The organism is Nitrososphaerota archaeon, assembly GCA_011605775.1.
Lineage (GTDB): Archaea > Thermoproteota > Nitrososphaeria > Nitrososphaerales > JAAOZN01 > JAAOZN01.
Genome location: JAAOZN010000059.1, coordinates 1 through 11,202, shown reverse-complemented (window position 1 = coordinate 11,202; position 11,202 = coordinate 1). Strand labels below are relative to the sequence as shown.

Genomic DNA, 11,202 nt, shown 5'->3' with positions numbered 1-11,202 from the left:
TGGGCTAGATGGTATTAAGAAGAAGATCGAGATAGGCGATCCCCTCGACGAAAACATCTACAAGCTGACGCCTGAAAGAAGGCGTGAACTCGGCATAAAGGAGCTCCCAGGAAGCCTAAAAGAGGCGGTGGAAGCGTTAAAGAGCGACCGAGAGTTCCTGAAACCCATCTTCCCCTCAGAGGCGATCGAGCGTATAATAGAAATCGAGTTGAAAGAATACTTCGAGGTCTCTATGCGACCACATCCCCACGAATTCTACCTCTACTTCGACATCTAGAATTTCCTTTTCGTGCCCGCTCTTTTAACAAGCATCTCTCCTATATTGCATTTGTTAGTAACCTCTATAACTAAAGCTTAACGGTTATTTGCGTGGATGATGCGGAATATTTTGTGGAGCCTAATAAACTGTTAGCTCCTAGTTTAAATACTTCAACGATTTATTCTGCATCACCGTTTGCGTGTATTCTGCAGCTTCTTTTATGCAATTAGCTGCTTGATGCATCTCTTCATATACGTCTCTTATACCGATCTTCCTCATCTTCCTTTTGAGCAGCCCTAATGCTATAAGCGCCGCACCTAGAGCATCTGAAATCGTTGGTTCTGGGAACGCTATTAGAGCTATACCTAGTGTTATGAGTTTAGAGCCGCTACCTTTGTCATCTTCTTTACCAATGTATCGTTTTAGGCTTTTGGCTGTGGACGCTGCCTCCTCAAGGTTTCTGCAGACCTCGAGGTAGGTTGCTGCTCTTCTCTGTAGATGTGTGGTTAGATTAGAGGCTGCTCTTGGCGTTAGCATACATCCTCAAGTTTCTCTCTTTGATTATTAGGGTTCTTTGTTAACTTTTTTGATGCTGCTTATCAAGTTGAGTTGTTAGCTGAAGACTTCTTTAAGTGCGAATGGTAAAGATAGTTTAGCGAGGTAGGATGGTTCTCTGAAGCAGTTGGCTAAGCAGAGGTCGCAGTCGAACCTTTCAAACCTCTCCCTTCCATCAAATATGTTGAACAGCCTTCCCTTTATGAAGCAAGGGTAGACATCTCCGAACCAATCTATGTAAACCACGGTATAGCCTGCTAAGCAGGGGTGTTTTGTAGGCTTATTCTCTGTGTGGCGTATAGCGTCCTCTATGTAAGCGAGGGTGTTGGTTACGCTACCCGGCTTACTCTTCTTAAAATGCAGTATGGTTTGTAGAGCGTTCAGTAAATCAGATCGATTCCGAGCCTCTGGTTTTAGTGTGAAGGAGTTCTTTGCATCGGTGGGGTAGCAGAAGCCCCAAGGCAGCCCAAGTCTGTTCACATAGCTGATAAGTTTCTCAACACCATCTCTAGCGATCTCCGGCCCTAGGTATGTGAGGGCGTATGGTCTTAGAGCTAGGGTGTTTGCGTAGAGGAGGCTCTTGACCTGCTTCTCCATAATCCCTTTAACACCTCTAATAGATTCGCATCGCTGAGGATCATAGTGGTCTAGTGAAACGCTTATGCTCTGAAGCCCGCTTTCCCTCAGCCTCAGCAGAACCTTTTGTGATACGGTTCCGTTGGTCGTCATAGTAGTTATGAGGCCCTTGGATGAAGCGTAGCTGACTATTTCACATACGCTCATATATGGTTGGTAGTAGGTCATTTTCCTCTCATTTAACGTGCTGGTCTCCCGTTAACTACTCCTATCCAGATATGAGCGTTCACATATATTTGGGTGAAGTGTGGGTTCGCCTCCTGTTAGGTAGAGTATTAGGAAGCGCCTTTTCGCTAGGAAGTCAATTATCTGCTTAGCATCGGATAGAGAGATGTGCTGCTTAGGCTTCTCCCACATACCACACATCACACATCTACAATTACATTGTGAGGTAACCGCAAATACAGCCGTCCTTCGGTATCCTCTTAAGAATAGGGCGACATTCTTTGGCTTGATAGCGGCTAAGTACACTTACAGATCATTAAGTATGTGAGCTAAAGGCAATATATGTGTTGATCTCTTTATCTTCAGCACTTACTCTTTAGCTTCTCTGCCTCCCACAGCCTGAAGCCTTAAAAGGGGTAGGCGTATCCAAGTTAGGGGTGTCAACCTTTTGACCAGCGCTTCCTCAATCAGATATGAGATGGGTATGGTGTATGCTGCCACTAGCGAGTTAAAAAGAACGAGCGCAACGACCCAGCTTCTGAGCAGCACAGGGTTGCTCCAGAGCGGTAGGTTGAAGCCTAGAGGAGGTGGAAGAGGTAGCATAACCAGCATAAGGGGCACCATAACTGCGACTCTAACTAATATGCCGCCTATTGTGGATGTGAGTACACTTCCCCTTAAGCTGAATCTTCTGCTGCGCGAGTAGATCTTATTCGCCAACACCACCCCCACTAACATGCTTGAAAAGGCTATGAAGTTATATACTTGCCCTGTGGGGTTACTAGCAACCATCAGACCTATAGCCAAGACCACTACACTGGCGCTGAAACCTACACTAGGTCCGTAAAGTAGTAACCCTAGAGCAACAGGGATCTCCCAGATCTCAAGCTTTAAAGCTGGCATAAGTGGGAAGGGTAAGCTCAAAACCTTGCTCTGCAGTCTTATTACAGCCGCCACCGCTGCGAAGATCGCTATAACCGCTATTCTCCTACTTTTACTAAGTTTAAGCTCGTCATTAACGTTCATGCTAATCGTTATGGGGTTGTTTGAACGGCTATTTATGGTTATTGCCATAATAGCTTTGTGCAAATGAATGGTAATTGAGAGGCTATGCTCTAATAAATTAAGATATTTTCCTCCAACCGATAGGTGATGTGTCGACTAATCTCTTTAGGACTACGTTTTTGAAGTTGGTGGCGACTTCAGCGAAGGCATGGCTTCGGTAGTCCTCTATAAGCCCGCTGTCAGCCATCTCAGCCATCTTAGGGTCGAGGGGGATAACGCCTAAGAACGGTATGTTGAACCTTCTTGCAGCCTCTTCACCCTTCGGTTCTCCAAATAGGTTGATTTTATGTCCGCAGTGTGGGCAGATCAGGTAGCCCATGTTTTCGATAAGCCCGAGCACAGGCACATTTACCGCTTTAGCCATGTTAACTGCCTTCGCTACTATCATTAAGGCTAGATCTTGTGGTGTGCTTACCACTATAGCTCCATCGATAGGTATAGATTGGTAGACTGTAAGAGGTGCGTCACTCGTGCCCGGCGGAAGGTCGATTATGAGGAAGTGTAGGTCGCCCCAATCGACCTCGGAGTACAGCTGCTTTATCACATTACTTACGATAGGTCCTCTCCAAATAACCGCCCTCTCAGGGTTGTCTAGAAGTAGGTTTATTGAGATCGCCTTTATCCCGCTTTTCGTGGTCAGCGGTATTACGCCTCTCTCCCCTATTCTGGGTTTCTCGGTTAGGTTGAAGATCTTAGCTATACTCGGACCTGTGACATCAGCGTCAAGCACACCTACTTCATACCCCATCCTTCTAAGCTCACTTGCTAGTAGGGCTGAGACGGATGATTTACCGACACCGCCTTTACCCGATACAACCGCTATAATGTGCGCTATATTCTTCTTATCCATCTTCTCCATAGCTATAGCAGAAGGTCTTTTACTGAACTTCTCTTGAAGCCTCAGTTTGAGGCTGTTTAACTCTTCTTGGCTCATAGACGTAGTTTCTACAGCGACGCTCCGAACACCATCCAGATTACCTACAGCCCTCTCAACATCCCTTTTTAGTGTGTTGGCTAGCGGGCAGCTCGGCACAGTTAGAGCGATAACTATCCTAACCTTACCATCCCCTATCTTAACATCTTTGACCATTCCGAGCTCGACGATGTTTAAGCCTATTTCCGGGTCGATTACTGTTGAAAGCGCCTCCATTATTTTACTCTTGGTTACCATAGAAATCTAGTTAAATCTGGGTCAAAAGCGCCATATAAGATTATACGGCAGTCAGCAGGTTTTTAGGTGAGATGTGATCTATTAGTCGGAGGAGCGTTGCTGATAAGGTCTGTAGCCACCTCATTCCTAGCCTACCGAGGTAAGATCCTTATCTTAAAGAGGAGCACGAAAGTTGGGAGCTATCAAGGCGCTTGGGCTGGTGTAAGCGGGTATGTTGAGGAGGGTGAGCAGCCTCTAGATACCGCACTTAAGGAGGTAGAGGAGGAGACTGGGTTAAAGATAGGTAGAGAAGCGCTTCTGAAAAGAGGCGATCCTCTCCCCGCCTATGACAAGGATAGAGATGTACTGTGGCTCGTTCACCCCTTCCTCTTTAAAGCCCCCACTAACAAAATAAGGTTGGATTGGGAGCACGAAACCTACGCTTGGATCGAACCGAAGGAGATCAAGCAGTATAACACTGTACCTCGTCTGGCTGATGCGTTAGAGAGGGTTAAGCCCAGCACACATAAGTTGAGCAGCAGACTACGAAGATACCTTAAAGAGGTGAAAAACGATTTGACGCATGGCTCAAGTTGGCTAGCTGCTAAGGCCGGTGAAATCCTCGTAAAAGCATCAGACTCGTTTAAAGGAGGTGATGTAGAAGATTACATATCCTTCGTCAAGTTTTATGCTAAGAAGTTAGCTGATGCGAGACCGAGCATGCTCGCCATAGAGAATGCTGTTGTATATCTACTTGGGCGTGTTATGGAGGGGTACAGTAAAAGCTTAGATGTGGATGCTCTTAAAGAGGTGTTGCGGAGCGAGGTTAAGAAGTGGCTTCAAACCAAAGATGAAGCGTTTAAGCGGTGTGTTGAACACGCCGCCAAGATATTTGAAGGGGCTTCGAAGGTGTTGACGCATAGCTTCAGCAACACAGTCCTTGAGGCGCTCAAGAAAGCGTCGTCAAGGGTTAATCTGGAGGTGTATGTGAGTGAGTCGAGGCCGCTTTATGAAGGTCGGGCTATGGCTAAGGAGCTTGCTAAAAGCGGGTGCAAGGTAACGCTAATAACAGACGCCTCTATCGGACACTTCGCCAAAGAAGTAGATCTAGCGCTTACAGGAGCGGACACCATCTCTGCCGACGGCTCAGTGATCAATAAGATGGGAACTTATCTAGTAGCCTTAGCGGCCAAAAGAGCAAATATACCCTTTTACATCGCTGCTGAAACCCTCAAGATAGGTGTTAGCACACTATTTAGAAAACCTAGGTTAGAAGAAAGGTCGCCTTCACAGATCCATAGGGGCTTAAAGGGTCTTAAAGTTAGAAACATCTACTTCGACGTCACACCACCAGATCTCGTCACAAAGATAATCTGTGAGCACGGGCCCGTCGACCCGCAGAAGGTTTATGACTACGCTATTGAAGCGTTCAAAGCCTCCTACTTCCCATAGCTCTTGATAAGGTTGGGTGTGAGTTCTCTTCCTTGCCTCAACGCTATAAGCCTAGCCGCTCTAAGGTCTTTTACGTACCGCTTATTCGGCTTGCTCTTGGCCAATGCGGTGGTGCCGGCTTCGTTTACTATCTCTATGTGAATCTGCTTGTCAAATTCATCCGCTAAAGCCTCAGCTATCTTTAACGCTACATCAATATTCCCATCACCTATCCTCACTACCTTCTTTTTAGCCGGGGTGCTCCTGAGAAGCTTAGAGACTATGTTCGCAGCCTTTGCGGCAGAGTAGACGACACAACTATACACTTCATCGCCCAAGTAGAATGCTGAAATCCCTATCCTAACCCCGGGGTCGATGCCAAGAATATATGCAGATTCTCCAGCAGGATTCTTTACCATATAGAGGATCTTAGCCGTAGCCAACTCGCTATCTAAATCCTCAACACACAACACTCGGTCAAAAGGTATCAGAGGGCGCTCTTTTTTCGTAGAGAGCACAAGCTTCACACGCTCATCTATCTGCTCGTTCGGTGTAAGGCTTTTGAACCGTATACCCATACTCTTCAGCAAGCTCGATATGAAGAAGTATGCCCTACCGTCAAGCGTCGCTACCGCAACCTCAGGCACCTTCTCCACATCAACCAACAACAGAAACTTCCACAGACTGTTATATCAGCCTTACCATCTACTATACAAGGTAAGGTTCAAGTACCATAGTGTTGTGCCTGATGTTGGAGGCTTAGGTTTGGAGGCTGCGCAAGATCTACCTGAAGAGGGTGAGCTGGTCTACGCTACGGTAACTGAGATAACACCATATGGAGTCTACGTGACTTTAGACGAATACGGTGGGTTAAAAGGCTTCCTGCATATCTCAGAAATATCCACGGGTTGGGTTAGGAATATCAGTAGATATGTGCAGGAGAACCAGAAGCTGGTCCTTAAGGTGATAAGGGTAAACAAGGTTAGGCGTGAGGTAGACCTCTCACTCAGGCAGGTTACTGATGAAGAAAGAAGGGCTAAGATGCTTCAGATCAAACGGGCGGAGAAAGCCAGAAACGTGTTCAACACGGTTAAGAAGAGGCTCAACTTGACTGAAGAAGAAGCTGTGAAGTATGAGGATGCTATACTGAAGGAGTATGACGATCTATATGAAGCGCTTGAGGAGTTGGTCGCCAAAGGGGTGAAAGCCTTCGAAGGCTTGAACCTCCCGGCTGAATACGTTGCGACGTTAGAACAAGTAGCAAAGGAGAAGATAACTCTCCCAACTGTTAATATTAAGGGGGTTATTGAGGCTAGGTCTCTTAGCCCAAATGGTATCGATATAATTAAGGAGGCGTTAGACGCTGCCGAAAAGGTTAAGAGCGGTGGGGCTGAGGTGAAGATAACTTATCTCGCAGCCTCAAAATATATGATAACCGTCACAGCGGAGAACTACAAGGTTGCCGAGAGGGCTTTAGACGCAGCACTTAACAAAGCCAAAAGCATCCTTCAGAAGAACAACGCATTCTTCTCCTTCACAAGGAGCTGATAAAATCTTGGAAAAGCTTCTTCGTAGATGTGACCGATGCCAGATCTACACGCTATCAAAGATCTGCCGCCGATGCGGAAGCGAAACCGTGTATCCACATCCACCGAAGTTCTCACTAGAGGACAAATACGCTACCTATAGGTTGGTTGAGCGCTACAAGAACAGTAAGCCGAAAGAAGCTTAGAGCTGCACCTTATACACCAACACAGCAGCGAACACGCCCTCACTTGGGTTGTCTAGGCTGGAGGATTTGAAGACGAGCTTTAACAACCCACCTTCCCCAGTGTACTTTAGCTGCTTCATGTAGAGCGCGATGTAACCAAGCTTATACTCCGTGCCTTGCAGCCTACCCGATCTATCGACAAACCCTAGCAATTCAAAGGGCCACATCTTACCCAGTATCGTATTCTCCCAGAAGTATGGTTTAGGTGTGAACTCGTCCTCGTAGAGGAATTGAGTAATATTCAACCCGCCTATCCGAATGAACCACTGCTTTTTACTCTCGTCACCCCCTCCACCCAACATGTAGTATTCATAGCCTTGTGAAGAGAACCTCTGCCCGGCTACGAAGGCTACTATATAACCAGGTCTCAGCTTACTAGGATCCTTGGGGTCACGCAGCATATCCTTGAGAATGGATGCTGCTTGGGTCTCGTTCGACATAAATAGGCGCCCGATCTGAGCGATCTTGGTCGAGTTTATGGTAGCGTTATCTGCTAGGGTTGTTCGATTTCCCATAACCGTTATCCAGTATCCGTAGTCCCACCAAGCAATTATAACAGCATCTTCAGGAGTATTATCTTTAATCCAAGCTAGGGCTTCACGCCAATCCGAAAGTTCTACTTTGAAGCTTGTGCCAGCGTTCGCTATGCTCACAGGCGAATCTGCAGCATCCCGCCAACTAGCACCAACAGGGTATACCATAGGCAGCGTTAGGAGCCCGATGAGTAAGATGGAGTAGGCGATCTTAACATCACCCCTAACCTCGTGTAGAAACGCCTTCTTACCCGCAACCATATGTGATCTCAAAACAGATGAAGATAGCTCAACCAAACCTATAGCCCCCAAAATTGCTAAAGCTAGTGTTGAGTAGACCATAAGTCGAGAGAATGAAGACGCAACATAAACTCCTGATATGCCCAGAATTAGAGCTAAAACGGTAGCAGGGCTTCTACGCCTAAACGCGATGTAAACGCCGAAGACGGCTAAGAACAAGAGCAAGCCATAAGATGTGAAATACTCTAGGTGCGTAGGCACAAAGTGCTCGGCCACAGATTCGACAAGAGGATTACCACTTCTATAGAACAGGTAGACTACCGTAAGGTATCTACCACTAACAGCCGAAACCACGCCGAAGCTCACAACGAGTAGACCAGCCAGAAGCAGCGTAAAGACCGCCTTTAAGGAGCTTCGTAAAAACATCTTCTCCTGAACAGAAGCAAGCCTATATGCTATTAAGTTAAAAAGATACCCAACGATAAGCAGTATACCTATAGGGTTCAGGATAAAGGATGGGCCTGGTCTTGGGAAGATCGAGCTGAAGATGAGTGTTAAGGATACTAGAAGTCCTCCAGAGTATGTGGTCTTCTCTAAGTCGAATTTAAGTAGCGAGGCTACTATGAAGAAGAGCCCAAACACTATACCGAAGTATTGTGCTCCTCCCCAGCAGGTGTTAGCGTAGCCTAGCAGAATGCCAGCCAAGCCAGCCCGCCACATAACCCCCCTCATCTTAACATTTGAATCGTAGATTGTGAGATAGAGGTAGGTGGCTGATAATGCGAGGAAGAGCGCAAGCGGCTCTGACTTGAACCAGCCTAGGCTTCCACGCCCAAGTATAGGTGGTGAGGTTGCGAAGAAGAGCGCTGCTAGGAGCCCGCCTCCAGCACCAGCAAATCTCTTGACGAGCAGAAACATGATCAGAGTAGTGAACGCGCCCAAGAAGACTGGCAGAATTACTAGGAAGTCGTAGAGGCTGATCTGTATGTTGAATATTTCTGTTGCTATGAGGTAGAGGATCGCTCCTGAGAAGTGCAGCCCAACCTGGGAGCTTGAAGCAACATCCCTCCCCTCGGGGAACCACGTGCTGTAATCTCTCCATTTAAAATACTCGGCTAAGCCGTCTAGACCCCTCGCCTTAACCCCCTCTACTAGATGGTTTGTTGCGTAGTAGTCGAAGTAGGGGTCGTATTCGTGGAGGTAGTAGCCGTATCTTGCTGGGTATATTCTGAGGGAGAGGGCTATTGAAAAGACCGCCACTAAAGCGAGGGTGAGTAAGATGGTTCTAGAGCTTATTGTCGGTCTGCGAATAGACTTTAAGGCCTCTTTAAGTGACTGGCTTAGATCAGCCAACCGATTCTGCGCCTAACCTTGTGGTTAAATCTGATGGTTTTATAACTTTATGCGATACACCTTAGGACTTGGCTCTCGTTATAATCGACTATAACTTGATAGTAGCCCTCTAGATGCTGATCTAGTTGGGGGTCTCCCGTGTCTACTCTTAAAGAGTCTAGCGTAGCTACCTTTCCCCTTGTTGCTATTACTATAATCCCGCTTCTGCCAACCGCTCTTATGACCTCTGGGCTTATCTGCTGGTTTCCTCGCCCAAAAATGTAGCCTTGCCGCCCTATTGGTGAAACGATTATCTTAGCCTTCTTCCCCCTTATCGCCTCAAGAATCTGTGCTTCGTTAGCATCATTTACAATAACTCTGTCCTTCTTTATCACATCAACGCCAAGAAGAGTCTTTGGAAGACCGAGCAGATCAGCGATGGCTTTTGTAGTAGTCCCAGAGCCAAGTATATAGATCACGTCATCACTCATTTCTTTGACGAGCCTTCTCGCTATCGCCTTCTGGTTCTCCAACTCATCCTCAGTAATCATAGTGGGCATCTTTGATGCTTGGAGAAGAATGGGGTCTGATAATGTTAGAAGATAACCGTAAAGTTTGATTGAAAGCACGCCTAACCTATACTTCTCCTCATCAACATCAAGAACCTCACTTAACCTAGCAGCCACTCTACCCCTCAGATACTCGTAAACCAATCTTGCAGCCCCTCTAGGCGTAGATGCAAAGACAGCTGAATACATCTTAACACCCGATGGTACACCAATCACAGGCACCCCCTCCTTGATAGCGTCCAAAACATCTCTTGCTGTTCCGTCCCCACCTACGAAGACAATCAAACAAGCGCCATCATTCACACAGTCTTTTACGGCAGATTTCGTATCCTCAGCCGTAGTCTTGGAGCGCTTAACCGGACTCAAGGCTTTAAAATCAAACCCCACTTCTCTGGCTTCATCGCCACCCATCTCTCCATCGTAGCCTACTAGCTGTGGAGTAACCCCTAACCGTTTGAGTTCGCTCAGAAACTCTTTAGCCCTTTGTGGTGCTACTGGCTTTGCGCCTAACTCAAGGGCTTTCTCCACAATGTGTTCTCCATCAGAACCCTTTAGCCCCACTCTACCGCCTATGCCAGCCACGGGGTTGACGATAAACCCTATCTTATCACTTTTTAGATTCATCTCCACTCTCTTTTTTACTCAGCTCTTTCAAATAAGCAGCGTACTCAGATGCGGTATATAGCCTCTTAACTTCATCTATGTTTGATGGCTCTATCTCAACTATCCACCCCTCATCGTAAGGTGACTGTGAAATCAACTCAGGCGCAGCAGCAAGCTTCTCATTGACCCTTACAACAACACCCGATAAAGGAGCATAGATGTCTGAGACCGCCTTAACCGACTCCACAGAGCCTAAGACCTCACCACTTCTAAGCGTTATGCCCACTTCAGGTAGTGAAACGTAGACGATGTCTCGAAGCATCTTCACCGCATAGTCAGTTATACCTACAAAGACCCTCTTCTGTTCAGTAATCTTAACCCACTCGTGCTCTTTTGTGTAGAAGAGCCCCTCTTGAATCTTAAATTCCTCTTCAGCCATAATAAGCCACAACCCACAAACGCTAATCCAGCCTCTTCAGCACGGTACCTAATATCTCACTCTTCCCTCCAGTATTCTGCGCTAGAGGAGCTCCACAGCTATTGCACTTAACAAGCATATTCACGTGTGAAAAGACTACCTGCTCGCTACTACAGTTTGAACACTGAACCAGAAGGAAGCTGCTTCTGGGTCTAGGCAGCAGAATTCTCTCCCTCTTCGCCATATTCTACACCTACGCCACAATTTCAAGCTTTCTTAGCCTGATGCCCTCCCTCATAGTTTGTCTGCCGCACTCTTTACACTTTAGTTTGAGTGTCTGCTTCTTTGTCGTCTTCGCTGTCCTCTTAAGCTCGGGGAACTTCTGCCCACCATACCCCTTTTTATCCTCAGCGTGTCTTCTTGCGCCCAACGCTGTGCTCCGCTCCTTCCCCTTCTTGTAGAGCGTAACACTGTG

At 46.9% G+C, this 11,202-nt stretch carries 15 protein-coding genes; 4 read left to right on the top strand and 11 right to left on the bottom strand.

The annotated features are described in order from the left end of the window. Nucleotides 1-277 (top strand): type I glutamate--ammonia ligase (locus tag HA494_05390; GenBank protein NHV97206.1); only part of this gene is annotated, 277 nt, incomplete at its 5' end. 138 nt (nucleotides 278-415) lie between these two features. Here the strand turns inward: HA494_05390 and HA494_05385 are convergent. The 5 genes from HA494_05385 to HA494_05365 form a co-directional block, all read right to left on the bottom strand. Continuing rightward, on the bottom strand, nucleotides 416-796 hold the full coding sequence (locus HA494_05385; protein NHV97205.1) for a hypothetical protein: 381 nt from the start codon (nucleotides 794-796) through the stop codon (nucleotides 416-418). 75 nt (nucleotides 797-871) lie between these two features. Then, entirely contained in the window at nucleotides 872-1,618 is a 747-nt protein-coding gene (locus HA494_05380; GenBank protein NHV97204.1) for a radical SAM protein, read from the bottom strand. Nucleotides 1,619-1,648: 30 nt separating this feature from the next. Then, on the bottom strand, nucleotides 1,649-1,921 hold the full coding sequence (locus HA494_05375) for a radical SAM protein (GenBank protein NHV97203.1): 273 nt from the start codon (nucleotides 1,919-1,921) through the stop codon (nucleotides 1,649-1,651). Nucleotides 1,922-1,984: 63 nt separating this feature from the next. Then, nucleotides 1,985-2,641, bottom strand: coding sequence for an ECF transporter S component (locus HA494_05370; protein ID NHV97202.1), 657 nt, complete (start codon nucleotides 2,639-2,641; stop codon nucleotides 1,985-1,987). Nucleotides 2,642-2,738: 97 nt separating this feature from the next. Continuing rightward, nucleotides 2,739-3,851, bottom strand: coding sequence for an Mrp/NBP35 family ATP-binding protein (locus HA494_05365; protein NHV97201.1), 1,113 nt, complete (start codon nucleotides 3,849-3,851; stop codon nucleotides 2,739-2,741). Between the two features lie 96 nt (nucleotides 3,852-3,947). Between HA494_05365 and HA494_05360 the strand changes: the two genes are divergently transcribed. Further along, the gene (locus tag HA494_05360) at nucleotides 3,948-5,282 is read left to right on the top strand and encodes an NUDIX domain-containing protein (GenBank protein ID NHV97200.1); all 1,335 of its coding nucleotides are present in this window, start codon (nucleotides 3,948-3,950) and stop codon (nucleotides 5,280-5,282) included. Here the strand turns inward: HA494_05360 and HA494_05355 are convergent. Next, nucleotides 5,270-5,908 (bottom strand): hypothetical protein, encoded by a 639-nt coding sequence (locus HA494_05355; GenBank protein ID NHV97199.1) that lies wholly within the window; start codon nucleotides 5,906-5,908, stop codon nucleotides 5,270-5,272. The genes HA494_05360 and HA494_05355 overlap by 13 nt on opposite strands. Between HA494_05355 and HA494_05350 the strand changes: the two genes are divergently transcribed. Together HA494_05350 and HA494_05345 are read left to right on the top strand one after the other, a co-directional pair. After that, a complete protein-coding gene (locus HA494_05350) occupies nucleotides 5,859-6,809 on the top strand; it encodes a translation initiation factor IF-2 subunit alpha (GenBank protein ID NHV97198.1) in 951 nt (316 codons plus the stop codon). The two genes, HA494_05355 and HA494_05350, sit on opposite strands and share 50 nt — an antisense overlap. A 7-nt stretch (nucleotides 6,810-6,816) precedes the next feature. After that, the gene (locus tag HA494_05345) at nucleotides 6,817-6,993 is read left to right on the top strand and encodes a ribosome biogenesis protein (protein ID NHV97197.1); all 177 of its coding nucleotides are present in this window, start codon (nucleotides 6,817-6,819) and stop codon (nucleotides 6,991-6,993) included. Here the strand turns inward: HA494_05345 and HA494_05340 are convergent. From HA494_05340 to HA494_05320, 5 genes are all read right to left on the bottom strand, one after another. Next, nucleotides 6,990-9,158: a hypothetical protein gene (locus HA494_05340; protein ID NHV97196.1), complete on the bottom strand. Its 2,169-nt coding sequence runs from the start codon at nucleotides 9,156-9,158 to the stop codon at nucleotides 6,990-6,992. The genes HA494_05345 and HA494_05340 overlap by 4 nt on opposite strands. 47 nt (nucleotides 9,159-9,205) lie before the next feature. Beyond that, on the bottom strand, nucleotides 9,206-10,330 hold the full coding sequence (locus HA494_05335) for an ATP-NAD kinase family protein (GenBank protein ID NHV97195.1): 1,125 nt from the start codon (nucleotides 10,328-10,330) through the stop codon (nucleotides 9,206-9,208). Beyond that, nucleotides 10,314-10,751, bottom strand: a complete 438-nt coding sequence (gene gcvH / locus HA494_05330; GenBank protein NHV97194.1) for a glycine cleavage system protein GcvH — start codon at nucleotides 10,749-10,751, stop codon at nucleotides 10,314-10,316. Before gcvH ends, HA494_05335 begins: the two co-directional genes overlap by 17 nt. Nucleotides 10,752-10,770: 19 nt before the next feature. Beyond that, on the bottom strand, nucleotides 10,771-10,971 hold the full coding sequence (locus HA494_05325; protein NHV97193.1) for a 30S ribosomal protein S27e: 201 nt from the start codon (nucleotides 10,969-10,971) through the stop codon (nucleotides 10,771-10,773). Between the two features lie 9 nt (nucleotides 10,972-10,980). Further along, nucleotides 10,981-11,202, bottom strand: a 222-nt coding sequence (locus tag HA494_05320) for a 50S ribosomal protein L44e (protein NHV97192.1), incomplete at its 5' end; no start/stop codon positions are given.

Bases quoted from the DNA above. Each gene is read 5' to 3' on its own strand.
- HA494_05365 (NHV97201.1), bottom strand. From the start codon at position 3,851: ATGGTAACCAAGAGTAAAATAATGGAGGCGCTTTCAACAGTAATCGAC.
- HA494_05335 (NHV97195.1), bottom strand. From the start codon at position 10,330: ATGAATCTAAAAAGTGATAAGATAGGGTTTATCGTCAACCCCGTGGCT.
- HA494_05350 (NHV97198.1), top strand. From the start codon at position 5,859: ATGAAGAAGTATGCCCTACCGTCAAGCGTCGCTACCGCAACCTCAGGC.
- HA494_05325 (NHV97193.1), bottom strand. From the start codon at position 10,971: ATGGCGAAGAGGGAGAGAATTCTGCTGCCTAGACCCAGAAGCAGCTTC.
- HA494_05370 (NHV97202.1), bottom strand. From the start codon at position 2,641: ATGAACGTTAATGACGAGCTTAAACTTAGTAAAAGTAGGAGAATAGCG.
- HA494_05380 (NHV97204.1), bottom strand. From the start codon at position 1,618: ATGACCTACTACCAACCATATATGAGCGTATGTGAAATAGTCAGCTAC.
- HA494_05385 (NHV97205.1), bottom strand. From the start codon at position 796: ATGCTAACGCCAAGAGCAGCCTCTAATCTAACCACACATCTACAGAGA.